This window comes from Salipiger sp. PrR002 (assembly GCF_010500775.1).
Lineage (GTDB): Bacteria > Pseudomonadota > Alphaproteobacteria > Rhodobacterales > Rhodobacteraceae > Salipiger.
In genome coordinates, this window is sequence record NZ_JAAGOU010000040.1 from 1 (window position 1) to 25,323 (window position 25,323).

General features: G+C 67.3%; 22 protein-coding genes. 7 read left to right on the forward strand and 15 right to left on the reverse strand.

Annotation, left to right across the window (positions count from 1 at the left end; genetic code table 11):
• Positions 1-141 precede the first annotated feature (141 nt).
• The 10 genes from G0A00_RS23365 to hmgA form a co-directional block, all read right to left on the reverse strand.
• On the reverse strand, positions 142-609 hold the full coding sequence (locus tag G0A00_RS23365) for a MarR family transcriptional regulator (protein WP_164184657.1): 468 nt from the start codon (positions 607-609) through the stop codon (positions 142-144).
• Positions 610-629: 20 nt separating this feature from the next.
• The gene (locus G0A00_RS23370) at positions 630-1,937 is read right to left on the reverse strand and encodes a TRAP transporter large permease (RefSeq protein WP_164184658.1); all 1,308 of its coding nucleotides are present in this window, start codon (positions 1,935-1,937) and stop codon (positions 630-632) included.
• Positions 1,930-2,385: a TRAP transporter small permease gene (locus G0A00_RS23375; protein WP_164184659.1), complete on the reverse strand. Its 456-nt coding sequence runs from the start codon at positions 2,383-2,385 to the stop codon at positions 1,930-1,932. The genes G0A00_RS23370 and G0A00_RS23375 overlap by 8 nt, the downstream gene beginning before the upstream one ends.
• A complete protein-coding gene (locus tag G0A00_RS23380) occupies positions 2,382-3,422 on the reverse strand; it encodes a TRAP transporter substrate-binding protein (protein WP_164184660.1) in 1,041 nt (346 codons plus the stop codon). Before G0A00_RS23380 ends, G0A00_RS23375 begins: the two co-directional genes overlap by 4 nt.
• Before the next feature lie 54 nt (positions 3,423-3,476).
• Positions 3,477-4,112 (reverse strand): maleylacetoacetate isomerase, encoded by a 636-nt coding sequence (gene maiA / locus G0A00_RS23385; protein ID WP_164184661.1) that lies wholly within the window; start codon positions 4,110-4,112, stop codon positions 3,477-3,479.
• The gene (locus G0A00_RS23390) at positions 4,105-4,299 is read right to left on the reverse strand and encodes a DUF2783 domain-containing protein (RefSeq protein WP_203595495.1); all 195 of its coding nucleotides are present in this window, start codon (positions 4,297-4,299) and stop codon (positions 4,105-4,107) included. Before G0A00_RS23390 ends, maiA begins: the two co-directional genes overlap by 8 nt.
• A complete protein-coding gene (locus tag G0A00_RS23395; RefSeq protein WP_164184662.1) occupies positions 4,299-5,912 on the reverse strand; it encodes an FAD-dependent oxidoreductase in 1,614 nt (537 codons plus the stop codon). The genes G0A00_RS23390 and G0A00_RS23395 overlap by 1 nt, the downstream gene beginning before the upstream one ends.
• A gap of 99 nt (positions 5,913-6,011) precedes the next feature.
• Entirely contained in the window at positions 6,012-6,962 is a 951-nt protein-coding gene (locus tag G0A00_RS23400) for an MBL fold metallo-hydrolase (RefSeq protein ID WP_164184663.1), read from the reverse strand.
• 11 nt (positions 6,963-6,973) lie between these two features.
• A complete protein-coding gene (gene fahA / locus G0A00_RS23405; protein WP_164184664.1) occupies positions 6,974-8,215 on the reverse strand; it encodes a fumarylacetoacetase in 1,242 nt (413 codons plus the stop codon).
• A gap of 124 nt (positions 8,216-8,339) precedes the next feature.
• On the reverse strand, positions 8,340-9,707 hold the full coding sequence (gene hmgA / locus G0A00_RS23410) for a homogentisate 1,2-dioxygenase (protein ID WP_164184665.1): 1,368 nt from the start codon (positions 9,705-9,707) through the stop codon (positions 8,340-8,342).
• Positions 9,708-9,738: 31 nt separating this feature from the next.
• Between hmgA and G0A00_RS23415 the strand changes: the two genes are divergently transcribed.
• The 7 genes from G0A00_RS23415 (at position 9,739) to G0A00_RS23445 (ending at position 19,341) form a co-directional block, all read left to right on the forward strand.
• Complete coding sequence (locus G0A00_RS23415) at positions 9,739-10,239, forward strand: MarR family winged helix-turn-helix transcriptional regulator (protein WP_368667740.1); 501 nt, start codon at positions 9,739-9,741, stop codon at positions 10,237-10,239.
• A 275-nt stretch (positions 10,240-10,514) separates the two neighbouring features.
• Positions 10,515-11,462 (forward strand): TAXI family TRAP transporter solute-binding subunit, encoded by a 948-nt coding sequence (locus tag G0A00_RS23420; RefSeq protein WP_164184666.1) that lies wholly within the window; start codon positions 10,515-10,517, stop codon positions 11,460-11,462.
• 57 nt (positions 11,463-11,519) lie between these two features.
• The gene (locus G0A00_RS23425) at positions 11,520-13,616 is read left to right on the forward strand and encodes a TRAP transporter permease (RefSeq protein ID WP_164184667.1); all 2,097 of its coding nucleotides are present in this window, start codon (positions 11,520-11,522) and stop codon (positions 13,614-13,616) included.
• The gene (locus tag G0A00_RS23430) at positions 13,613-13,984 is read left to right on the forward strand and encodes a DUF1850 domain-containing protein (protein ID WP_164184668.1); all 372 of its coding nucleotides are present in this window, start codon (positions 13,613-13,615) and stop codon (positions 13,982-13,984) included. The genes G0A00_RS23425 and G0A00_RS23430 overlap by 4 nt, the downstream gene beginning before the upstream one ends.
• The gene (locus G0A00_RS23435) at positions 13,984-15,777 is read left to right on the forward strand and encodes an ATP-binding protein (protein WP_164184669.1); all 1,794 of its coding nucleotides are present in this window, start codon (positions 13,984-13,986) and stop codon (positions 15,775-15,777) included. Before G0A00_RS23430 ends, G0A00_RS23435 begins: the two co-directional genes overlap by 1 nt.
• The gene (locus G0A00_RS23440; RefSeq protein WP_164184670.1) at positions 15,774-17,078 is read left to right on the forward strand and encodes a sigma-54 dependent transcriptional regulator; all 1,305 of its coding nucleotides are present in this window, start codon (positions 15,774-15,776) and stop codon (positions 17,076-17,078) included. Before G0A00_RS23435 ends, G0A00_RS23440 begins: the two co-directional genes overlap by 4 nt.
• A 238-nt stretch (positions 17,079-17,316) precedes the next feature.
• Complete coding sequence (locus G0A00_RS23445) at positions 17,317-19,341, forward strand: 3-hydroxyacyl-CoA dehydrogenase NAD-binding domain-containing protein (RefSeq protein ID WP_164184671.1); 2,025 nt, start codon at positions 17,317-17,319, stop codon at positions 19,339-19,341.
• A gap of 74 nt (positions 19,342-19,415) precedes the next feature.
• On the opposite strand, the gene G0A00_RS23450 is transcribed toward G0A00_RS23445, so the two are convergent.
• From G0A00_RS23450 to G0A00_RS23470, 5 genes are all read right to left on the reverse strand, one after another.
• A complete protein-coding gene (locus tag G0A00_RS23450) occupies positions 19,416-20,765 on the reverse strand; it encodes an MmgE/PrpD family protein (RefSeq protein ID WP_164184672.1) in 1,350 nt (449 codons plus the stop codon).
• Positions 20,766-20,773: 8 nt separating this feature from the next.
• Positions 20,774-22,510: an acyl-CoA dehydrogenase family protein gene (locus G0A00_RS23455; RefSeq protein ID WP_164184673.1), complete on the reverse strand. Its 1,737-nt coding sequence runs from the start codon at positions 22,508-22,510 to the stop codon at positions 20,774-20,776.
• Positions 22,507-23,508 carry a nitronate monooxygenase family protein gene (locus tag G0A00_RS23460; protein WP_164184674.1) on the reverse strand — a complete coding sequence of 334 codons (1,002 nt, stop codon included), beginning with the start codon at positions 23,506-23,508 and terminating at the stop codon, positions 22,507-22,509. The genes G0A00_RS23455 and G0A00_RS23460 overlap by 4 nt, the downstream gene beginning before the upstream one ends.
• Before the next feature lie 7 nt (positions 23,509-23,515).
• Positions 23,516-24,445: a CoA ester lyase gene (locus G0A00_RS23465; RefSeq protein WP_203595496.1), complete on the reverse strand. Its 930-nt coding sequence runs from the start codon at positions 24,443-24,445 to the stop codon at positions 23,516-23,518.
• 73 nt (positions 24,446-24,518) lie between these two features.
• Positions 24,519-25,313: a citryl-CoA lyase gene (locus tag G0A00_RS23470; RefSeq protein WP_164184675.1), complete on the reverse strand. Its 795-nt coding sequence runs from the start codon at positions 25,311-25,313 to the stop codon at positions 24,519-24,521.
• Positions 25,314-25,323: the final 10 nt, after the last annotated feature.

A 25,323-nucleotide genomic window follows, 5' to 3' on the forward strand; every position in this document is an offset into this window, starting at 1 on the left:
GAGAGTGACATTCCTGAATTGTTCATGGGTGACATTTTAGCTTTGCCGCTACACCACGCAGTACGGATAATGCGCATTATGTAATGCAATGGGCGCAAAAAACGATGCTGGCCGTTGTCGCCGACCACGCGCCCTTCTCGTCTAGCGGGTCACTGGTCCGTCGCACTCCAAGATGAAGGCGTCGAGCAATGCGATCAGTTGCAGGTAGCGCTCGGGGCCGAACCGCTCGGCGAAAGTGTCGGTGATCTCGCGTGACACCGGGGCGAACCGCGCCACCAGAGCCCGGCCCTCGTCCGTGACCGAGACCACCTGCCGCCGGCGGTTTTCACGGTCCTGCGCCCGCTCGACCAGCGCGCGCTCGACCATAGACTGCAGGATGCGAGAGACCGAGGCAGGCTGCAGGCAGGCGGCCTCGGCCAAGCCCTGCACCGAGCAGGGGCCGCTTTCAATGAGCACGCGGAGGATGCGCCACTGTGGTTCGCTCACCCCGGCCTCGGCCAGCATCGGGCGCAGCTCGCGCAGCAGCGTCTCGCGCGCACGGATGAGCACGATGGGCAGCGACTGGGTCGTTGGTGCGAGCGTCGTCTGGTCACTGATGCTGTCGGTCATGGAACCCCCGGTGTCTTGCGTCAGAGGAGACATAGCGAAATCCATGGCACCAGTACCAGCAGCGCGAGCCGTACAAGATCCGCGAGCCAGAATGGGATGATGCCCTTGAAGATGGTCGAGAGCGCGATGTCCGGCATCACCGAGCGCAGCACAAAGACGTTCATCCCCACCGGCGGGGTGATCAGGCTGACCTCGGTGACCACCACCACGACCACGGCGAACCAGATCAGCAGCGCCTCGGGATCGGCGAGCGGGCCGGTGCCGAAGTCGAGCTGCGCGACGATCGGATAGAACACCGGCACGGTCAGCAGGATCATCGACAGGCTCTCGAAGACGCAGCCCATCAGCAGGTAGGTGCCCACCATGATCCAGATCACCGTCCAGGGGCTGACCTCGGCATCGTAGATCAGGTCGACCAGCGCGTCGGGAAGCCCGGCGAAGTTGACGAAGGCCGAGAAAATCTCGGCGCCGATGATGATGGCGAAGATCATCGCCGAGGCCAGAACCGTCTCGCGACAGGCCGAGACAAAGCCTCTCCAGTCGAGCGCCCGCATCGCCAGCGCGAGGCCCAGCGAGGCGATGGCGCCCATGCCCGCAGCCTCGATCGGAGTGAAGAACCCGCCGTAGATGCCGACCATGATGAAGAGGAACAGGCCAAGCGTGCCGGCGACCCCCATTTTGTCGTGGCGGCTCATCGGCTGCGACGCTCCGGCCTCGGGCGCCAGCGAGGGATCGATGCGGACCGCGACCATCACGGCGATCAGGTAGAAGACGATGCCGATGGCGCCGGGCAGCAGCCCCGCGATGAAGAGCTTGCCGATGTCGCTCTCGGTCAGCAGCCCGTAGATGATCATGATCACCGAGGGCGGAATGAGAATGCCCAGCGTGCCACCCGCGGCGATGGACCCGGCGGCAAGGCTGTCGGCATAGCCAAAGCGGCGCATGGGCGGCATGGCGACGCGGCTCATGGTGGCGGCGGTGGCGAGTGACGAGCCCGAAACCGCCGAGAAGCCACCGCAGGAGAGCACCGCCGCCAGCGCCAGCCCGCCGCGCATCCGGCCAAACACCCGGTCGGCCCCGGCAAAGAGCCCCTGAGCGATGCCCGACCCGGCCAGCACATTGCCCATGAAGATGAACAGCGGCACCACAGAAAGTGAATAGCTCAGCCCGGTCTCGAAGACCGCCGCGCCGACCATTGCCCCGGCGGGCTCCCAACCGCGCAGCCAGGCAAAACCGACACCGCCGACAAGGGCCATGGCAAAGGCGATGGGCACGCGGGCGAAGACCAGCGCCAGCAGCAGGACGATGGCGACAATGGATTCAGTCATGTGAGAGTTCTCGCAGCAGTCCGAAAAGCGCTGAAGCAAGGCAGGCGACGCCCCCCAGCGCGGCAAATGGGGCCAGCGGCACGCCGAGCGAAACCGAGCGCGCGCCCTCGTGCCACTGATCCAGCATCAGGCCAAAGAGGGTCCAGGCGAACCAGCACAGCACCAGCGCCGAGACCGCCGCGGCGAAGAGCCCGAGCGCCCTCTGCACCGGGCGGGGCAGTGCGCCGACCAGCAGGTCGACCTCCACATGCGCCCCGGCGCGGCTGACCAGCGGCAGCGCCACAAAGACCAGCGCGCCGAGCATCAGCTCGGTCATCTCGAAGGCGCCCGAGAGCGGCGCGTTGAGCAGGTAGCGCCCCACCACGTCGATCCCGGTCACCGCCATCAGGGCCAGCAGCAAGATTGCCGCCAGCCCCAGGAGGATCGTTTCGAACCGCTTGGCGATCATTGCGCCGCCGACGTGTCGACGCCGGTCATCTCGCGGAAGCGCGCCAGCGCCGCGGTGCCGTCCTCGCCCTCGGGCAGGCTCTCGGCCCAGGCGGTTTCATGCTGCGCGGCTGCGGTTTTCACCGCCTCGAGCACCGGAGCGGAGGCGGCGTAAAGCTCGATCCCTGCCGCGTCGATCTTCTCCTTCGCGGCATCATCGGCATCGTTCCACGCCTGCCCCACCAGCTCGGCAAAGGCCTCGCCAGAGATCGCGTCGATCGCCTGCTGGTCCTCGGACGAGATCTCGTCCCATTTGTCCTCGTCCATCACCAAAAACCAGCTGGTGTTGTAGAGCCCGCCCGGCACGGTCATCGAGTATTTGATGTCATCCGTGAGTTTGAACGCGGTGAGTGCCTCGTAGGTGAAGGCCACCCCGTCGATCACCCCGCGCGACAGCTTCTCGTAGACCTCGGGCGAGGACATGAAGAGCGGCGTCGCGCCCAGATCCTCGGTCAGCCCCGCGATGTAGCCGCCGGGCACGCGGACCTTCATCCCCTCAAGATCGGCGGGGGTCTCGATCTTGCGCAGGTTGTTGTGCAGCAGCCCCGGCCCGTGCATGAAGAGGCCCAGCAGGTGGGTTCCGGCGTGTTCCTCGCGGGCGTTCAGGTCCTCGGTGTAGACGGTCCAGAACGCCTTGGAGGCGGCAATCGCATCGTCGCCAAGGAAGGAGAACTGCCCCAGCTGCGAGCCAGCGAAACGGTCGTCCTGCGTGAAGCTGTGCAGCCCGTAGGTGATGTCGGCCACGCCGTCGCGGGCCATGTCGAAATGCGCCGGCGGGCTGCCCAGCGGCTTGCCCAGCACGCGCACCGAGACGCGCCCCTCGGTCACTTCCTCGACCTTCTCGGCCCAGGGCTTGATCGCATTGACCACGATCGGATGGCGTGGCGGCAGCCAGCTCGACAGCGCCAGCTGCACGTCCTTGGCCTGCGCCACGCCGGTCAGCGCCAGCAGGGCGAGGGTCGCAAGACCCGTCTTCTTGAGCGTCGTTTGGTACGTCATGGGGGTTCCTCCCTTGCGGGGTCGCGGGCTCCTCCGCCCGGACCCGGTGAAATCTCAGATGGGTGCGGGCTGCATCGCCTCGGGCTCGGCCCGGCGAAAGGCGTCAAGGCTGGCGCAGGCCCCTGCGACGCGGGTGATGCGCGGCAGGTCGCCCGTTTCCACGCCCCAGCGCGCGGCGTTGTAGAGTTGCGGGATCAGGCACAGGTCGGCCTGCGTCAGGGTCTCGCCGATGCAATATGGCCCGGTGTCGTCGAGCAGCGCCTCTACCGCCTCCAGCCCGGGGCGGATGAAATGCCGCATCCAGTCGCCGCGGGTGTCGTCCTGCCCGGTCAGCGCGGCGGCATGGGCCGCGACGCGCAGGTTGCAGACCGGGTGCAGGTCGCAGGCGATGGCCTGTGCAATGGACCGCATCCGCGCGGCCTGCGCCGGATCACTGGGGCGCAGCGCGACGCGCCCGGTGTCCTCGAGGTAGTCGAGGATGGCAAGGCTCTGGGTCAGCGCCAGCCCGTCGATCTCGAGCACCGGCACGAGGCCTTGAGGGTTCCGCGCCAGATGTGCCGCGCCGCGCTGATCCCCTGCAAGCAGGTCGACCGGATGGCTTTCCCAGTCGATCCCCGCGAGGTTCAACGCGATGCGGACCCGCCAGCTGGCGGTCGAGCGCCAGTAGTCAAAGAGCACCGCCTCAGGCATAAGAGCGCGCCGTCCCGAAGATCGTCTTCAGCTCGTCGACGTCGCCGAAACGGTTGGCCAGCAGCAGCACGATCCGCACGTTGAGCGCGTGGCTCTGCGCCTCGTCAAGCCCTTCATGCGCGGCCATCAGCGCCTCGTAGAATTCGTCACCACGGGCACCGAGCCCCATCTCGTAGGTCTCGCGCATCACGCCATCTCCCTTTCGCAGCTGCGGCCCATGGCGCGGGCCAGGGCCTCTCTCAGCGTGGTCTCGGCCACCGCGCCCTTGAACACCGCCGCCGCGTGGCCATCGGGCCTCACGAGGTAGGCAACCTCCGTGCCGTAGCGCTGCAGCGCGTAGCCGCTGCGGTCGGCGTGGGTCGGGTAACCCTTGCCGGACTGACCGATGCCAATACGCCGCACGCCCACATCTGGCAGGTCGATCTCTCCGAAGCCGACCAGCGTGAAGGCGCCCTGAACCAGAGGCAGCAACCAACCGTTGCCCAGCGGCGCATCCAGCATCGCTTCGCCCGGGCGCACCAGCCCCTGCCCCGGCGTCTGCAGCGCAAATCCCTCCAGCGAGCAGGGCATAGACAGCCGCCCCGAGTTGATCAGCCGCCGCGCGAAGGGTTGGTCATGCGCCATTCGCAGCGTCTCGCGGCGGAACAGCGCCTCAGTCTCGGTCTTCGGCGTCATGAAGTTGGTCGAGCGCGAAGAGTTGAGGATGTTTTCGGCTGATCCGTGCGAGCGTTCCTCGTGGTAGCTCTCGATCAGCGCCTCGCCCGCCTCGCCGCTCAGCACCGCCGCGAGTTTCCAGCCGAGGTTGTCCACATCCTGGATGCCGCCATTGCCACCGCGCGCGCCGAAAGGGCTGACGACGTGGGCACTGTCACCGACAAAGACCACGCGGCCATGCACGAAGCGGTCCAGCTTGATGCAGCGGAACTTGTAAACCGAGAGCCAGTCGATGCGGAACGGCTTGTCACCGACGATCGCCTTGATGCGGGGGATCACCTTCTCCTCGCTGGCTTCAATCTTGGCGTCCGCGCCAAGGTCGAGCTGCAGGTCGATGCGGTAGATGTTGTCGGGCTGCGCGTGCAGCAGCGCCGACTTGCCGGGATGGAAGGTCGGGTCGAACCAGAACCAGCGCTCGGCGATACCGTGATCGCCGAAGGGGCTCTCGTCCATCTCGATGTCCGCGATGAGGAACTGCTCTTCGAAGGTCTGGCCGGTGAAATCGAGCCCCATGCGCTCGCGCGTTGCCGATTTTGCCCCGTCGCAGGCCAGCAGCCACTCCGCAGCCAACTCATAGCTGCCCTCGGGGGTCTCAACGGTCAGCGACACCCCATCCGCGCGCGCCGCATGGTGCACCACCTTCGACAAAAAGCGGATGTCGATCAGCTCGGGAAATTCGCGGGCTCGCTCAAGCAGATATTGCTCGACGTAATATTGCTGGAGGTTGATGAACGCCGGGTATTTGTGGCCGTCCTCGGGCAGCAGATCAAAGCTGTAGACTTCCTCGTCGCCGTGGAACAGCCGCCCCACCTTCCAGGTCACACCCTTTTCCAGCATGCGCTCGCCGACACCGAGCCGGTCGAAGATCTCGAGTGTGCGCTTGGCCCAGCAGATCGCCCGGCTGCCGACCGAGACGACGTTGTTGTCATCAAGCACCACCGAGCGGATGCCCTGCAGCGCCAGATCGATCGCCATGGCAAGCCCGATGGGCCCGGCTCCGACGATGGCCACCGGCGCGCCGGTGACGCCACCCTCGAGCTCGGGCGGGCGTATGAAGGGCTCCGGTGCATAGCTATATGCGGGCATGGTCTCTCCTCCCTTGCGCATGCGGTCCAGATCCTCCGCCGGGCCGCACGCGGGTCATCTCATGTGGTGTCCGGCGCGGCACCCCGCGCCGGCTGGTGGTCAGCCCTGCAGGTCGGCCCACATCTGCTGGTCGCGCTCGGCGGTCCAGACGCGCGGCGTGTCGATGCCGCGGGCCTCGTCGTAGGCGCGGCCAACGTTGAACGGCAGGCAGTGCTCGTAGATGGCGTAATCGGCGAACTTCGGATCGCACTCGGCGCGCACCGCGTCCCAGGCCTCCTTGAGCGTGCCGCCGCGGGCCACGACGCGGGCCACGGGCTTGTAGGTCGAGCGCACAAAATCGGCGGTGTTCTCCAGCGCCTGCGCCACCTGCGCCTCGCCCACCAGCGCATCCCCCCGACCCGGCGCGATGGCCTTGGGCTCAAAGGCGGCGATATTGGCCAGCGTCTCGGGCCAGTCGGCGAAATGGCCGTCGCCGCAGTAGCAGGCGGAGTGGAACTCGACGATGTCGCCGGTGAACATCACCTCTTGGTCGGGCACCCAGATCACCGCGTCGCCGGCGGTATGAGCACGCCCCAGATGCATGATGTCGACCCGGCGTTTGCCGAGGTAGACGGTCATCCGGTCGCTGAAGGTGGTGGTGGGACGGGTCAGCCCGGGGATTTCCTCATGCCCCTGAAAGAGCCGCGGGAAGCGGCCGAACTCACTGTCCCAGTCCTCCTGCCCGCGCTCTTCCACCATGGCGGCGGCGGTGTCGGACATGATGATCTCGCGTGCGCCATAGGCCGAGGCGCCGAGCACCCGCACCGCGTGGTAGTGGGTCAGCACCAGATGGCTGATCGGCTTGTCGGTGACCCCACGCACGCACTCGATGACCTTGCGCGCCAGCCGCGGGGTGGCCTGCGCCTCGACGATCATCACGCTCTCGTCGCCGATGATGACGCCGGTGTTGGGATCGCCCTCGGCGGTGAAGGCATAAAGCCCCTCGCCCACTTGCGTGAAGCTGATCTTCTTTTCTTCCATGTCGCCTTGCGACGCGAATGCCTTGGCCATGAGAGCCTCCTTCAGTCCTTGGTCCAGTCGGGCTGCGGCACGGCGGGCAGAACCTTGCCCGAGCACGCGCCGAAGCCGATGCGGTAGCCGTTGCCCTGCGCCGCGCCGCGCAGGGTCAGAGTGTCGCCATCCTCGAGGAAGCTGCGGGTCGCGCCGCCGGGCAGCTCAAGCGGCTCCTTGCCGCCCCAGCTCATCTCCAAGAGCGAGCCGCGGCTGCCGGGCGTCGCGCCCGAGATTGTCCCCGAGCCCAGCAGATCGCCGGTGCGCATGGCGCAGCCGCTGCTGGTGTGGTGGCAGAGCTGCTGCGCCGCCGAGTAGTACATCTCCGAATAATTGGTGCGGGCGATCACCGTCTCTTCCGCACCGTCCGGGGCCAGCGCCACCTCGAGGTCGATGTCATAGAGCAACGGCCCCGGCTCGCGCAGGTAGGGCAGCAATTCGCGCTCGCGCTCCGGCGTCGAGGTGCGGAACGGCGCCAGCGCCGCGGCGGTGACGATCCATGGGCTGATCGTGGTCGCCGTCGCCTTCGCCTGGAACGGGCCGAGCGGCTGGTACTCCCAGGCCTGGATGTCGCGCGCCGACCAGTCATTGAGCAGCACGTAGCCAAAGATCATCTCGTCCGCCTGCGCCACCGAGACCATGCCCTGCGACGGCATGCCGACGATGGCGCCCATCTCCAGTTCCAGATCGAAGCGCGCGCAGGGGGCAAAGCGCGGCAACTCGTCCTGCGGTCCCTTCAGCTGCCCCCAGGGCCTGCGCACCTCCGTGCCCGAGACCACCACCGAAGACGCCCGGCCATTGTAGCCGATGGGGATCGACAGCCAGTTTGGCGGCAACGCATTCTCCGGCCCGCGGAACATGGTGCCGACGTTGAAAGCATGATTCTTGGCGGCGTAGAAATCGGTGTACTCGCTGACCGTGAAGGGCATCCGCAGCGCCACACTCTCCAGCGGCACGAGATGCGGCTCGACCGCGGTGCGATGCGCCTCATCTCCGAGTAGCTCCATCAGCCGCGCGCGCAGCGCCGCCCAGACCTGCGGCCCCGCCGCCATCACGGCGTTCCACGACGGCGCGGAAAAAAGCGCCGGGTCCAGCCCGTGATCCACCGCGCCCACGTCGAGCACGAAGTCCCCGATCGCCACGCCCATGCGCGCGCCTTGTCCGGCGTCGAACACCCCATAGGGCAGGTTGTTCAGCGGGAAATCGCAGCCGGGCGCATTCGCCCCGCCGACCCAGCTTTGCATCAAGCTCATTCTGATCCTTCCGGGCGCGTTCGCTTGGGGCCGCCCGCCCCTTCTTCTCTTTCCAAATACGCCGGGGGTGAATTGGCCGCAGGCCAAGAGGGGGCCGCGCCCCCTCCCCCTTGCAAGCGGCGGCTCAGTCCCAGTTGCCCTCGGGCGTGCCGTCGAAGCGTTTCTTCAGGCTGTCCCAGCAGTCGATGTAGTCGTCCTGCAGCGGCGCTTCCTTGGCAGCAAACCGGGTCAGGTGCTGCGGAAAGCGGGTCTCGAACATGAAGCTCATGGTGTTGTCGAGCTTGCCCGGCTTCAGCTCGCCGAAGCTGGCCTTCTCAAAGGCCTCGTTGTCCGGCCCGTGCGGCAGCATCATGTTGTGCAGGCTCATCCCCCCCGGCACGAAGCCCTGCGGCTTGGCGTCATACTCGCCGTAGATATTGCCCATCATCTCGGACATGACGTTCTTGTGGTACCACGGCGGGCGGAAGGTGTTTTCGGCCACCATCCAGCGCTCGCGGAACAGCACGAAGTCGATATTGGCGGTGCCCTCGACGCCCGAGGGCGCGGTCAGCACGGTGAAGATCGACGGGTCGGGGTGATCGAAGAGGATCGCGCCGACCGGGCAATAGGTGCGCAGGTCGTATTTCACCGGCGCGTAATTGCCGTGCCAGGCCACCACGTCGAGCGGCGAGTGGTCGATCCAGGTCTCGTGGAACTGGCCCTGCCACTTGATCACCACGCGGCTCTTGGCGTCGCGGTCCTCGAAAGCGGCAACCGGCGTCTTGAAATCGCGGCGGTTGGCCATGCAGTTGGCACCGATCGGACCGCGGCCCGGCAGGTCGAACTTCTGGCCGTAGTTCTCGCAGACGAAGCCGCGCGCCGGCCCGTCGATCAGCTCGACCCGGTAAACGAGGCCGCGCGGCAGGATGGCGATCTCCTTGGGCTCAAGGTCGATCACCCCAAGCTCGGTGCAGAAGCGCAGCCGCCCTTCCTGCGGCACCACAAGGAGCTCGCTGTCGGCGGAATAGAAATACTCGTCCTGCATCGAGGCGGTGACGAGGTAGATGTGGCTCGCCATGCCGACCTGCGTGTAGACGTCGCCCGCCGTGGTCATCGTGCGCATGCCGGTGAGCCAGGTCAGGCTTTCCTGCGAGTGCGGCACCGGATCCCAGCGGTACTGGCCGAGGCTGATCACATCGGGATCGACGTTGGGCGCGCTCTGCCAGTAGGGCACATCGATCTTCGAGAAGCGGCCGACATGTTTCACCGCCGGGCGGATGCGGTAGCACCACGTGCGCTCGTTCTGGTGGCTCGGCGCGGTGAAGGCGGTGCCCGAAAGCTGCTCGCCGTAGAGACCGTAGGCGCAGCGCTGCGGAGAGTTCATCCCGTCGGGCAGCGCGCCCGGCAGCGCCTCGGTTTCGAAATCATTGCCGAAGCCGGGCATATAGCCCTCGTGCAGGGCGCTGATCCCCGCGGCGCGCGTCAGCCCCGAGATCTTGCTCAGGTCGTTCATCTCCGAAGTCCTCCCTCGACGTATTGATGACATGTTGTTAGTTACTTTTGTAACTAACAAGGGGATTCTTTCAGCGATGAAAAAATTGGCGCAAACCCGCGAGAGCGATGATTTTTTCGAGCTTTCCAGCTTCACGCCTTACCTGCTCAATCAGGCAGCTGAAGCGCAGAGCGACGAGTTTTCAAGGCACTACCGGAACAGATACGGGATGCTGCGGACCGAATGGCGGGTGCTGTTCCATCTGGGCCGCCATGGCGACATGAGCGCCAAGGAGATCTCGGAAAGCGCCTCGATCCACAAGACCAAGGTCTCGCGCGCGGTTCGCGCACTGGAGGAGAAGCGATTCCTCTCGCGCGTCACCAGCCCGGATGATCGGCGCAGCGAACGGCTGTCACTGCGCCCGGCCGGGCAGGAGGCCTTTCGGCATCTGTCACGGGCCGCGCAGGACTACGAGACCGCGCTTGAGGAGCGCCTTGGGAAGCGCGACGCGGGCAAGCTGCGTGTGCTGCTCAAGCGTCTGAGCCAAACGTGAGCAATGGGTCGGCACAGCCGCGAAACACATGACCCATTCGGCGGATTGCTCCGAGGGTCTCGCCCTCTTGGCGTGATCACCGCGCCGTGGGTCGATGCGCTCGCGGAGCATCCCGGGGCAGAGATCTGCCCCGACCGGGGCGGAAATCTGCGATAAAATTTGAAATTCCGCCGCCTCTCATCTTGCCCCGTCGCCGCCGCTTGCCCATGGTTCCCCCACGCCGCGTCAGGACCCGTCAGGTCATTGACGCGTAAGTATTGTCTGGGAGGACCACCATGATCAGAACCTTCGGGCTCGGCGCGTTGATCGCCGGCAGCCTCGTCGTCTCCGCACCTGCTGCGATGGCCACGGAATTCGTCAACGTGCTCACCGGCGGCACCTCTGGCGTCTACTATCCGCTCGGCGTCGCGCTGGCAGATGTCTATGCCAAGAATATCCCCGACTCGCGCACTCAGGTGCAGTCGACCAAAGCCTCGGTCGAGAACCTGAACCTGCTGCAGCAGGGCCGCGGCGAGCTTGGTTTCGCGCTCGGGGACTCGGTGAAAGACGCCTATGAGGGCAACGCCGACGTCGGCTTCTCCAAGCCGCTCGACAAGCTGCGTGCGATCGCGGCGATTTACCCCAACTACATCCAGATCGCCGCTTCGGCGGATGCTGGCGTGACCACCGCAACCGAGCTGGCCGGCAAGTCCGTCTCGGTCGGGGCCGCCAAATCCGGCACCGAGGTCAACGCCCGCAAGATCCTCGGCGCGCTCGGCATGAGCTATGACGATCTGGGCAAGGTCGAATATCTGCCCTTCGCGGAATCGGTCGAACTGATGAAGAACCGTCAGCTTGACGCGACCCTGCAGAGCTCGGGCCTTGGTTCGGCAGCCCTGAAGGATCTGTCGTCGACGCAGGATGTGACCTATGTGTCGATCCCTGCCGAAGTCGCGGACACGCTCGGCGCGCCCTATGCGGCAGGCGTGATCCCCGCTGGCACCTACCCGGGTCAGGACGAGGACATTCCGACGCTGGCGATCACCAACATTCTGGTGACCAGCACCGACGTGTCGGATGAGCTGGCCTATCAGATGACCAAGCTGCTGTTCGAAAACCTCGACCAGCTCAAGGCCGCGCATGCGGCTGCGGGGGCCATCGACATCCAGAACGCGATCAAGAACTCGCCGATCCCGCTGCATCCGGGCGCCGAAAAGTACTACAAAGAACAGGGCCTGCTCTAAGCAGCCCAATGCGGCGGCCCGGCTCTGGCCGGGCTGCCTGCAGGACGGGAGGACCACATGACCGGACAACACGCGGCCGAGCACGGCCGGGCCGAAGAACTGGCCGAATTGCATGACCCGCTGGCCTCGAGCTTTCCGCCGAGCTTGATCGGGCGCTTCCTCTTCTGGCTGGCAGTGGCCTTCTCACTCTACCAGATTTCCATCGCCGCCCATGTCATCGACCTGCCCAGCCAGGTGATGCGCGCCGTGCACGTCGGGTTCCTGATGGCGCTTGGCTACCCGCTGCTGGCACTTGGGCGCGGCTTTGGCGCGCCGCTGCGCGCTCTGTGCTGGCTGCTTGCCGCCGCGGGCGTCGCGGTCGCGGCCTACCAGTGGATCGAATACACGCCGCTGCTGTTCCGCGCAGGCGATCCCAACACCGCCGACCTCGTCTTTGGCTGCGTCGCGGTTGTCACCGTCTTTGTCGCCGCTTGGATGCTGATGGGCCCGGCGCTGCCGATCATCTGCGGGCTCTTCCTTGCCTATGCTCTTTTCGGGCAGCACCTGCCCTCGCCGTTCAACCACCGTGGCTATGCCTTTGAGCAGGTGGTCGAGCAGATCGCTTACGGCACCGAGGGGATCTACGGCATCCCGACCTATGTCTCGGCGACCTATATTTTCCTCTTCATCCTTTTCGGCTCGTTCTTGGAGAAGGCCGGGATGATCAAGCTTTTCACCGATGTCTCGCTGGGGCTTGTCGGGCACCGCATGGGCGGCGCCGCCAAAGTGTCGGTGCTGTCCTCGGGGCTGATGGGCACGATCTCGGGCTCGGGCGTCGCCAACGTGGTCACCACCGGCCAGTTCACCATCCCGCTGATGAAGCGCTTCGGCTACCGGTCGGCCTTTGCCGGGGGGGTCGAGGCGACCGCGTCGATGGGCGGGCAGATCATGCCCCCGGTCATGGGGGCCGTCGCCTTCATCATGGCCGAGACGCTTGGCGTGCAGTACATCGAGGTGGTCAAGGCCGCGCTGGTGCCCGCCATCCTCTATTTCGCCGGGGCCTTCTGGATGGTCCACCTCGAGGCGGGCAAGCGCGATCTGCGCGGCCTTTCCGCCGATGAGATGCCCTCGGCCCGCAAGGCGCTGAAGGAAGGCTGGTATCTGATCCTGCCGCTGGCCGTGCTGGTCTGGCTGCTGTTCTCGGGCTACACGCCGCTTTTCGCAGGCACCATCGGCCTTGCCCTCACCGGCATGCTGATCCTCGGCGCTGCCATCGCCATGGGCATGAACTCGACCGGGGTGCGGGTGATCTTCTGGATCGTGCTCGGCCTCGCCGCTTCGGCTTTCTTCAAGTTCGGGATCAACGCGCTGCTGCTGGTTCTGGCCCTGCTCATCGTCGCCTGCGCCGTCTTCAAGGGCGGCCGCGAGACGCTGAAGGTCTGCCGCGACAGCCTTGCGGACGGTGCCAAAACGGCTCTGCCGGTCGGTATCGCCTGTGCGCTGGTCGGCGTGATCATCGGCGTGATGACCCTGACAGGGGCGGCCAATACCTTCGGCCAGTTCATCGTCTCGGTGGGTCAGAACAGCCTGTTCCTCAGCCTTGTGCTGACGATGATCACCTGCATCATCCTCGGCATGGGCATCCCGACGATCCCCAACTACATCATCACCTCGTCGATCGCCGGTCCCGCGCTGCTCGACCTCGGTGTGCCGCTGATCGTCAGCCATATGTTCGTCTTCTATTTCGGCATTCTCGCGGATCTGACGCCGCCGGTCGCGCTGGCCTGCTTTGCCGCCGCACCCATCGCCAAGGAGAGCGGACTGAAGATCAGCTTCGAGGCAATCAAGGTTGCCGCAGCGGGCTTCGTGGTGCCGTTCATGGCGGTCTATACCCCGGCGCTGATGCTGCAGGACGGCGGCGCGCTGGCAGGCTCCATCGGCTATTGGCCCGCGGTCGCCTATGTCGTGCTGAAGGCGCTGATCGCGCTCGCGCTCTGGGGCGCCTGCGTCATCGGCTGGCTGGGTCGTCCGCTGGCGATCTGGGAGCGGCTGATCGCTGTCGCCGCCGCCTTCACCCTCGTCGCGGCGCTGCCGATCACCGACGAGCTCGGCTTTGCCCTCGCGGTGGTCTTCGGGCTGCTGGTGTGGCGGCGCAAGGCCCCGGTGTCGGCATGACCGGCTGCCTGATGGCAGGGGCGATGATGATCGCCCTTGGCACCGGCAACAGCTTCACGCTGCAATGGACCCATTCGGTCGAGCGTGAGGAATGGCGCGAGACATGGGAAGTCACCAAAGATCATCGCCTCCATCTCACGGAGGCGGCGGTCAAGGGCTCGGGCGCGGGTATGGAGCCCGGCCCGGGCGGGCATTTCGAAGAGGGCTGGTGGGTCTGGGCGCCGGACCTGCCGCCGGTCCCGGCGCTGACCCTCGCCGCCTCGGGCGAGACGCCCTCGGCCTGGACGCTCTGCGGCGCGGACTGCACGCAGCTCGGCGCCACATCCGGACAGCCGGTGCAGGTCGCGCCCTGCCCCGACGCGGGCTGATGCCCCGCCGCCGCGCCCTGCTGCCGCGCCTGCGCTCGGCGTGGCGCCTGCGGCTCGTTCTGGTCACCCTCGGCGCGCTGCTGTGCGGGGCGCTGGCCTGGCAGGTGATCCTTGCCGAACTGCGGCAGGGTCTCGAGCAGGAACTTCTGGTCAGCCATCGCGCTCTGCAGGCAGAGATCGACCGCTTCCGCTCGCTCCCGCGTGTCGCCGGAGAAGACGCCCGGATCCGCGCCGCCCTGATTGCGCCGACCGATCCGAACGCGATCGACGCCGCCAATCGCTATCTCGAGAAGATCGCCACGCAAACCGGCTCGGGTCGGCTCTATTTGCTGAACCACGCCGGGGTGACCCTCGCCTCGTCGAACTGGAACGAGCCCGACAGCTACGTCGGACACGATTACAGCTTCCGCCCCTATTTCACCGACGCCAGCGCCAACGGCAGCGGCGCGGTCTATGCCATCGGCGTCACCACCGGCGAGCCGGGGTATTTCATCTCGACCCGGGTCGATGATCCCGGCCTTGGCGCGCGCGGCGTGATGGTGGTGAAGATCGACCTGCGGCCGCTGGAACAGGCTTGGGCAGAAACCGGCCAGCGCATTGCCGTCACCGACCGTGACGACGTGGTCTTTCTTTCGTCGCAGCCGGATTGGCGCTATCGCCCGCTCACGCCGCTGCCTGCCGACGCCCTTGCCCGGCTTGATGCCTCGCGGCTCTATGCCCGGTCCAACCTCGACGCTGCCGCTCCGCTGCTGCCCAAAGGCTCCGAGTTGGGCCGCGGTGGTGAGGGCCGCGTCACCACGCTGCGCGGCACACCGTTCGAGAATGGCTGGCGGCTGCTCGCGGCCACGCCGCTCTGGCCCGCGCGCGCGGGCGCCGTGGCCACAAGCGCTCTGGTGCTGCTGGCCGGGCTGCTTGGGCTCGGACTGGCCGACATGCGGCGGCACCGGCGCCGCCTCATCGCCCTGCGTCTGCGCCAGACCGAAGTCATGGAGCGCAAGGTGCGCCAGCGCACCGCCGAATTGGCGCGCGAGATCGATGCCCGCCGTCAGGTCGAGGCGGATCTGCGCGCCACACAGGCGACGCTGGTGCAATCCGAGAAGATGGCCGCGCTCGGGCGCATGTCCGCCGCCATCGTGCATGAGGTCAGCCAGCCGCTCGCGGCGATGGAGGCGACACTGACCGCCGCCGAGTTTGGGCTTTCGCGCGCCCCGGAGCAGACCGCCGTGCGGCTGCAATCGGCGCGCGGGCTGATCCGGCGGATGCAGCGGATGACGAAGCATCTCAAGAATTTCTCGCGGCGCGAGGCCGCGCCGCTCTCGCCGGTCGCGGTGACCGAGGTGGCGCGCTCGGCGCTGGCTCTGGCGCAGCCGCGCGCCGATGCGGCGGGCGTTCAGTTGCAGTTCACGCCGCCGGATCGGCCGCTGATGGTGCGCGCCGGTCAGGCCCGGCTCGAGCAGGTACTGGTCAATCTGCTGCACAATGCCATCGAGGCGGTCGAGCCGGGCCATGGCGAGGTGGCGCTGGCTGTCGAGACGCAGGGCGACGAGTTGATCCTGCGGGTGCGCGACAACGGACCGGGCATCCCGCCCGAGGTCCTGCCGCGGGTCACCGAGCCGTTTTTCTCGACCAAGATCGGCGGTGAGGGGCTGGGGCTGGGGCTTGCGATCTGCTTTGAGGTGGTCCAGCAATTCGGCGGGCGGCTCGACATCCGCTCCGGTCCGGGCGGTGGGGCAGAGATCGCGGTGATCCTGCCGCTGCTCGAAACCGACGACAGCAAAGAGGCCGCCGAATGAGTTCGCTGATCCATGTGGTCGAGGACGACCGCGACCATCGCCTCGCGCTCTGTGATCTGATCGAGGCGGCGGGCTACCGCGCCGAGCCCTTCGCGGGGGGCAGCGAGGCGCTGGCGGCGTCCAGCCGTCCCGATCTCATCCTGACCGACCTGCGGATGCCCGGAATGGATGGTCAGGCGCTGCTTGAGGCGGCGCGCGACCGAGACCCGGACTGCCCGGTGGTGATGATCTCTGGCCATGGGGATCTGGCGCAGGCGGTGCAGGCGATGCGTGCCGGGGCCGAAGACTTCCTCGAGAAACCCTATGACGGCATGCACCTTCTGAGCGTGATCGAGCGGAGCCTGCGCAGCCGCGCCGCGCGGGCCGAGATTGGCCGGTTGCAGGATCGCATCGCCCGCCGCGACGAGGGCGGCCTGCTGGGACAATCGGCGGCGATGTCGGCCTTGCGCGCGCGGATCGCCGCGATCGGCCCCACCGATCTCGACGTGGTGATCACCGGCGAGACCGGCACCGGCAAAGAGCTTGTGGCCCGCGCGCTGCATGAGGCCAGCGCCCGTGCTGCCGGTCCCTTCATCGCGGTGAACTGTGCCGCCTTGCCCGAGAGCCTGTTCGAGATCGAGATCTTCGGCCATGTGGCGGGGGCCTTTCCGGGGGCGCAGGACAAGCCGGGCAAGCTCGAGGCTGCCTCGGGCGGGACGCTGATGCTCGACGAGGTCGAGGCCATGCCCGCCGCCATCCAGCCCAAACTGCTGCGCGCGCTGCAGGAGCGCATGGTGGAGCGGCTGGGAGAGAACCGGCTGCGTCCGCTCGATCTGCGCATCATTGCCACCTCCAAGGCCGATCTGCGTCCGCTCACCCTCGATGGCAGTTTCCGCGCCGATCTCTTTTACCGCCTCGCCGGGACCGAGATCACGGTCGAGCCGCTGCGCGCCCTCGGCGACGACATCGTGCTTTTGTTCAGCCATTACGCCGGACTTGCCGCGGCGCGCTATGGACGCGAGGTGCCGCAGCTTCCCTACACGCTGAAGCAGCGCCTGCTGCGCCGTCCTTGGCCCGGCAACGTGCGCGAGCTCAAGGCCGTGGCCGAGCGGTTCGCCCTTGGGCTCGACATCCCGGAGGAGGCCGCCACGCCGATCACCGAGCCGGAAAGCCTCGCCGAGCGGGTCGCCGCCTTCGAGGCGCGCGAGATCCGTCTGGCGCTGGAGCGCTGCCGCGGCAATACCGAGCGGGCCGCGAAAGCGCTCGGCATCGCCCGCCGCACGCTCAACGACAAGATCAGCCGCTACGGCATCCGGGTGTAAGCTCCGGCGCGCTTGGGCGCGCGAAACCCAATGATGCCTGCCGCGCTCTGGCGATGCGGGCTGTTGCTTTGCCAGAGCGGCCAACAATTCTCTTTGTAAAATGCAATTCGCGTGACAGAATGTTGGCGTGCTGGACCCTTGGCTGGTTGTGGCCCTGACACGGCTTGGCCGAGCGTTGGGCGCGCAGCGCCACGCCCGATCCGGCCGCCATATCGCTCCGACTTCCCGAGGAACCTGCATGACCTCCAATGCCGCAGCCGACCGCGTCCGCATCGAGCACAAGGGCACCGCCCTGATCGCGACGTTCTGCAATCCACCGCTCAACGTCATCGACCAACCGCTCCGGCAGGGGCTCGATGACCTCTGCGCCGAAGCCGAAAGACTGCTTGCCGAAGGGGTCATTGATCGCATCGTTCTCACTGGGTCCGGCAAGGCCTTCGTTGCCGGGGCGGATGTGCGCGAGTTCGACGCGCCGCCGCTGGCGCCGCATCTGCCAGAGGTGCTGACGCGGCTGGCCGCGCTTCCCGCGATCGCGGCGATCAACGGCACCGCGCTTGGTGGCGGCTTCGAGATCGCCCTCGCCTGCCGGATCCGCATCGCCGCGCCCTCGGTGACCATGGGGCTGCCCGAGGCGATCCTTGGCGTCTTGCCCGGGGCGGGCGGCACGCAGCGCTTGCCCCGGCTCATCGGCATCACCAAGGCCGTGCCGCTCATCTCCACCGGGCGCGCGGTTGCTGCCCGCGAAGCGCTTGACCTTGGCATGATCGACGGGCTCGACGACGCGCCGCTGGCAGCGGCGCTGGCGCTTGCAGGGACCGATCTTGCGCGCCCGGCGATCGACGATCTTCCGGCGCCGACGCCCGCTCCGGAGGCCGCCGAGGCAGCGCGCCGCGTCGCACGCAAACGCATGCCGGGACAGATCGCCCCGCTGCGAGCCATCGATCTGGTGGAGGCCAGTGCCTTTGCTCCGGTGCCCGACATGCTGCCCAAGGAACGGGCTAGCTTCCTCGAGCTGCGCAAGGGCGCACAGGCGCGGGCGTTGCGACGGGTGTTTTTCGCCGAGCGCGCCGCAGCCCGTCCGGCTGCGCTGCGTTCTGAAACGCCCGCCCCGCTTGAGACCGCGCTGGTTGTCGGCGGCGGCACCATGGGCCGGGGGATCGCCTATGCGCTCTCGAACGCGGGGATGACGGTAACGCTGCTGGAGCAGACCGCCGCTGCGGCGGAAGCCGCGCGCGCGGGGCTCCAAGACCTCTTCGCGCAGGCCGTGGCGCGTGGCAAAGTCACGCCCGACGAGGCCGCGCAGCGGCTTTCCAAAGGGTTTGCCTTTCTGCACGGCTCCGCCCCTCTGCCCCCGGTCGATATCGCCATCGAGGCGATTGTCGAAGATCTTCCGGCGAAACAGGCGCTCTTTCGGCAGCTGTCCGAAACTCTGCCCGAGCGCACGATCCTTGCAACCAACACCTCCTATCTCGATCCCGACCAAATCGCAGCGGACCTGCACCGCCCCGAGCGGTTCCTCGGGCTGCATTTCTTCGCGCCCGCGCACATCATGTCGCTGCTCGAAATCGTGCGGGCGGCACGGACCTCGCCTGCAACGCTGGCCACCGGCTTTGCGCTGGCGCGGCGGCTGGGGAAAGTGGCGGTCGAGGCGGGCATCTGCGAAGGCTTCATCGGCAATCGCATCCTGACCCGCTACCGGGGCGCGGCAGATCGGCTGTTGCTCGAGGGCGCGCTGCCTTGGGAGATCGACGCCGCGATGACCGGCTTCGGCATGGCGATGGGCCCCTATCAGACGCAGGATCTCTCAGGGCTCGATATCGCCCATGCGAACCGGAACCGTCATGGTGAAGTCAGGCGCTCGCATCCGGACTATGTGGCCATTGCAGACCGGCTTGTGGAAGAGCTCGGGCGGCTGGGGCGCAAGTCCAAAGGCGGATGGTATGACTACACAGAAGGACGCGCCGTGCCATCGGACGACGTGCGGCACCTGATCGAGGCCTGTTCGAGCGAGGCTGGGGTTGTCCGCCGCGAGATCTCTGCGGACATGATCCGCGAGCGCTTGCTGGAGGCGATGATCGCGGAGGCCCGCGCAATCCTCGACGAGGGCATCGCCCGGAGGCCCGAAGACATCGACCTCGTGATGATCCATGGCTACGGCTTTCCGCGCTGGCGTGGCGGTCCGATGGCGCTGGCAGAAGAGCGGGCGCGCGCGGCGTCGCCCGAGGCCCCTTGCGCCGCGCTGCCCGGCCACGCGACGGTCTGAGGCGGCGCGATACCCGCCCCCCCCTGCGCGGCAAGCACCCGCGCAGGGGAGACAATGGCTGGCCCTCTACGTTGTCAGGGCGTGGCGAACTCGCGCGGCTCAACCGCCGTGCGCGCGCCGCCGATCCGTTGCGTCAGCGCGGCCAGCCCTCCCTCGCCCGTTCCAAGCCCGGCGATTGCAGCCCAGAGATCCCCGGCAGCCTCGCGGCCAAGCAGCGTTTCCGCCTTCGCGCGAAGGCGCGGCTGGATGCCAGCAGGATCGGCGTCGGCGAGAATGTCGTGATGGGCCTTCAGGGTCTCGCCGCGGGCGCGCACCGTAACCCATGCTTCGCTGTCGCTCAGCGTATCGTCCGGCTGCACCGTCACGCGGTCACGCAGCGCACAAAGGTCATCGCGCGCGCAGGTGGCATCACTGTAGACCTCGAGCGAGGCGGTATCGACACCGGCCAGCATCATCGCGGCGGTCAGCCGGTAGCTGAATTTGGCCTGTAGGCCGGTGGCGGGCTGGGGCTGGTTGCAGACCGCGAGCCAGCGCGGATGGGTCGCGATGGCAATGCTCTCGATGTCGTGCGGGGCAAGACCGCCTGCCCGCAGGTCCCGCGCGGCCTCGAGCATCGCATGAAGACCGTGGCAGCAGGCATGGAACTTGTAGGAAATGCGCGGGAACACCCAGTCCGTCCCCAGAGCGTCGAGGGCCCCGGCCTCGGCGCTGCCCGCATGGGTCGGGCCGAAGCCCTGCACCCCTTCGATGGCCTCGGGGGCTGAGCTTGCCCCGGCGCGCGCCAGCAGCGCAGACGTGACGCCGACCTCGGCGGCAAAGCCCGCGTTGAGCGGTTTGCCCATGGTACCAAACTGGCTTTTGAGCCCGGCGGCGCGTGTGGCGGTGAGGCAGAGCGCCTCGGCCATCGCAGGGGCATCCAGCCCGAATATGCGCGCTGCCGCTGCTGTCGCACCGAACGCGCCCGAGGTGCCGGTCTGGTGGAACCCCGCCTCATAATGCGACCGCCCAAGCCAAGCGCCGATGCGGCAGGCGGTCTCGAGCCCGACCGCCACCGCGCTCAGGAATTCTGCGGGTTTCGCCTGCGCGGTTTCTGCCGCGGCAAGCGCCGCCGGGATGACCGCGACGCTGGGGTGGCCGATGTGGCCGAAATGGGTGTCATCATAGTCGAGTGCGTGGCTCGTGGCGCCATTGACAAGCGCGGCGGCGGCGGCACCGGCGCGGCCCCCGCCGAACAGCGTGGCGCCTTGGGCCGAGGCTGCCGTCTCGAGCGCCATGCTGCGCGCCGCGCGGGCCACCGGCTCATCCGATCCCGCGATGCCGACCGTCGCCCAGTCGAACAGCGAGAGCGTCACGAAGCTGCGCATCCGCGCGTCCTGAACGGTGGCGTTGACGGCAAATTCGGCGAGGGTCTGTGCAAGTGTCATGGCGTCTCTCATTCGGCGGCTATGCGGGAGATCTCGGCGTCGCACCCGGCGCGTGCCAGCACGTCCGGCAGCCAGTCAGGCTCGGGCGCCGCCGGTGCCAGCGGATCGCGGGTGCCCAATTTTTCCGTCAGCACAAGGTCGGCGAGGCGCTGGCGGTCCGCCGCGATCGCGGGGTGGCTGCCCGCGAGGCGGGCGCCCTCCCACGCAAGGAACACGGCCGAGGCGATGTTGTAGACCGCGCTCGCAGCGCGGCGCGTTTCCGAGGCCTCTGCCGGACCCTCCTGACCAGAGGTTGTGCGCAACAGCGCCGCCACCCGGTCAAGCGCCGCGCCAAGCCGCTCTGCCAGCGGCGCGTCGATCTCGGACAGGCAGGCGCGCAGATGCGCGTCAAGCGCGTCGAAGGCACCCTCGCGCCGCGCTGCGCGCAGGACGTCGAGCGCGACGATGTTGCTGGTGCCTTCCCAGATCGAGCCCAGATGCGCGTCGCGCAGCACGCGGGCGTCGGACCATTCCTCGATGTAACCGCAGCCGCCGCGCACCTCCATCGCGTCGCCCGCCACCTTACGGGCATCGCGGCAGGCGCGGAATTTCACCAGCGGTGTAAGGATGCGCAGCACTTTGGCCTTCTCGGCATCACCGCGGTCCGCCGCATCGAGCACCTGCGCGGTATGGAAGACCATGCTGCGGCCCTGCTCTGCGGCCAGCAGCATCTTGGCCAGTTGCCGCCGCATCAGCGGCATGTCCATCAGGGATTTGCCAAAGGCGCGGCGGTGCCGCGAGATGTGCAGCGCCTCGGCGACCGAGCGCCGCATCAGCCCGGCGCTGCGCACGCCGTTGGCGAGCCGCGACATGTTGATCATGTCGGTCATCTGCTTGAAGCCCTGCCCCGCCTCGCCGACCAGATAGGCTTCGGCGCCTTCGAGGACGATCTCGCCCGAGGCCATGGAGCGCGTGCCCATCTTGTCCTTGAGCCGGATGATCCGGTAATCGTTGAGCCGCCCGTCCGGCAGGTGCCGTGGCAGCAGGAAAAGCGACAGGCCACGGGTGCCACTCTCGCCGCCCTCTGGCCGTGCGAGCACCATTGCCAGCGCCGCATCAGGATTCGAGCAGAACCATTTGTCTCCATAGAGCTTCCAGCCGCCGTCCTGCTGGCGTGCCACGGTCTCGACCGCGCCAACGTCGGATCCCGCCGCCTGTTCGGTCATGAACATCGCGCCCTGGAAGAGGTTGTCCATGTCCTGACTCGTCAGACGGTCGAGGTAGCGCGAGACCAGCTCATTCGAGCCGAACTTGCGCAGGGTGCGGGTCAGCGAGTCTGTCATGCTGAGCGGACAGCACAGCCCGAACTCCGCCTGCACGAAGAGATAGACCAGCGCGTATTTCGCCATCGGGTGCAGCTTGTCAGGCGTGCCAAAGACGCCGCCGCGGTGCGACATGGCGGCAAGGCCGAACTCGCCGAAGGCATAGCGCTCGAGCTCTTCATAGGCGGGGTGTTTCTCGATGCGCTGAACCGCCGCGCCGGTCCGGTCGCGCAGCGACAGGGTGGGCGGGTTCTTGTCTGCGGCCAGTGCCAATTGCTCGAGCCGGTCGCCGACCAATGCGCCCATGCGCTCCAGCTGCGGCTCAAGAACCGGGTGCAGGGATTTTGGCACATAGACCGACAGCAGCGCCGCAAAGCTCGGGTCTGCGTGATAGGCGTTCATGCCCCGGCTGTCGGGGACATTGCTCTGGTGGGTCTGGCTCATTGTGCGTCTCCTCCTTGGCCGCAGAGCGCCGTCTTCGCGGCGTGGTATTCGCGTTCGAGCCGTGCAACGACCTCGGCGGCAGGTTGCAGAGCGCGCGATTGCGCCACGGCCTGCCCCGCGCTCCAGACCTGCGACCAAGCGCGCGGCCTGTCGGGATCGGTCTTGGCCCCCATGCGGCGCGGCTGCGCCAGCCGTGCCTCATCGAGATCGACCCCCGCCGCCTCGATGCTCGGCGCGAGGTAATTGGCATGGGTGCCCGAGAACAGCGGCGTATAGAGGATCTGGTCCGAGGCCGCCGCGACGACCATCTGCTTGTGGCCCTCGGGCGCGATCGCCTCTTCGGTGGGAATGAACACCGTTCCGGCATAGGCGAAATCGCAGCCGAGCACCTCAGCGGCGAGGATCGCGCGGCCATTCGCAATGGCGCCCGACAGTGCCAGCGGCCCGTCGTAGAAGCTGCGCACCTCCTCAACCAACGCAAAGGGGCTGAGCGTCCCGGCGTGACCGCCCGCGCCAGAGCAGACGAGGATCAGCCCGTCGACCCCAGCCGCAACCGCACGGCGCGCGTGGCGGGCCTTGACCACGTCATGAAACACCAGACCGCCATAGCCGTGCACCGCCTCGACCACTTTGTCGGGCGCGGAAAGCGAGGTGATCACCAGCGGAACGCGGTGACGCACGATGGTGGCGAGGTCTTCGTCGAGACGGGTGTTGTAGTCATTTACGATCAGGTTCACGCCAAAGGGCGCGGGCGTCTCGCCGGTCTCTTGCCGGTGGGTGTCGAGCTGGGCTTGGATCTCGGTCAGCCATTCATCGAGCTGCGCCGCGGGGCGCGCATTGAGCGAGGGGAAGGTGCCGATGATGCCCGCCTTGCACTGGGCGACAACCAGATCCACCCCCGAGGCCAGAAACATCGGAGCGCCGATCAGCGGCAGTTTCAGGCCAGCCCGCAGCCCGGCGATCTGGTCCTGTGGCGCGATGTGGCGTTGCTCGGTCATGCGATCCTCACTTTCCTGATGGTCCTTGGCCGGGCCGGTCCCGGCCCGCTGGTTGCTGGCGGGCAGAGGGCGCGCTGACCGGAACAGCGATCGCCGATCCTTCGACAGTGCCCTGCCTAGTCTGCGCCTGACCGCGCAGCAGGAGCCGACGCGCCCGCACAACCACCGGCGATCCCAGCACTTCCCCCTCGGCATCGGGCAGCGCGCTGTCTTCTGCCTCGAGCGCATGGCGCGCCCAGTCGAGGTCTTGCGGCTGGGTGCGAAAGCCCGCCCGCGCCGGCGGCAGCTGTCGCGGATGGATCAGGCATTTTCCGCCAAAGCCCAGCTCGCTTGCATGCATGGCGTCATCGGTGATGGCGTCGGCGTCGGTCACGCTTATGGTCACCCCATCGAGCGGCGCCGGGGCTCCGGCCAGCCGTGCCGCCTGCACGAGGCGGCTGCGCAGCGGCAGCAGCGCAATGCGGGTGTGGGCACAGCCCAGATCTTCGGACAGGTCGATGGATCCCAAGGCCAGCCGGTCCGCGACCTGAGCGATTTCCTCGACCCGCGACAGGCCGCGCACTGTCTCGATCTGCGCGATCACCTTCTGCCCCGGGGCGAGTGCTTGGCGCAGCGCGGTGATCTCCTCTGCGCTTTCGCTCTTGGGCAGGACGACCCCGTCGACCCCGGCCATCCGGGCAAAGGCGACGTCATCGCGGTGCCACACCGTGCCGGTGCCATTGACCCGCAGGTAAAGCTTCACCGAGCGTTCTTGCGGCAGCGCGCTTTGCGGGATGCGCCGCACCGCCGCCTTGCTGTCGGGGGCAACCGAGTCCTCGAAGTCGATCACGACCATGTCCGACCCTGCGCTGCACGCGGCGGCAAAGACGTCTGGCCGTGCCGCTGACACAAACAGCGGAAAGCTTGGCGTCTGGTCAGAAAGGCTTTTCATATCCATGAGATGCTCCGGCTATCCCGGCGTCGGACGCTGTCCTGCAGCCGCGCCGTGTTTCCGAACCACGCCCCCGGCATCAGCTGGCCTGCGGGCCGTTGTTGCGCAGAATTTCCTCTTCGGTCCGCTGCCACAGTTCAAAGGCAATCGGGTCGCTGCGCTCTTCGAGGATGTGCCCGACGAGGCCGATCGACCGCGCCATGACCCCGAAACCGCGCACGATCTGCCATGGAAAGCCAAACTGGCAGCAGATCGCTCCGATCGCGCCTGTCGCATTGATCGGCAGGGGTTTGCCACGCGCTGCCTCGGCCTCGCGCTGAATGGCTTGCATAAGCGCGACATACTCGCCCGACAGGCCGTTTTCAGCAGCGATCTCGAACAGGCGCGGCGTGCGCGGATCGACGGGCTTGTGCAGCGGATGACCGAGCCCCGGCAGAATCTGCTTGCGCGCGGCGTAGTCCGCGACCACCTCCTTGGCGATGCGATCAAGGTCGGCCCCGGTGCCGAGCTTTTCTGCGGGCAACGCCTCATAGAGAAGGCGCGCCGCGCCCTCCATCGAGCCGACGAACACCGTGCCAAGGCCGCTCAGCCCCGCCGCCACCGCCGCCTGCAGCGACTCCGGCGCGCCCATATAGGTCAGCCGTGCGACCATGGCCGAGGGGGTGATGCCATGCTCCACCAGCGTGATAACGATGGCGTTGAAGACCTTCGATTCCTCTGGTGTCGGTTTGCGATGCGCCGTGAGCAGGAAGGCAAGATCGCCAAGGTTCATCTCGCCGAGGATCTCGGTCGGCAGATCGAGGCCGCGCACGGTGATCCGATCTGGGGTGCTCCAGCCGATCTCGGAGGTCAGCTTGTCCTTGCGTTTGGGCATGGTCTCCTCC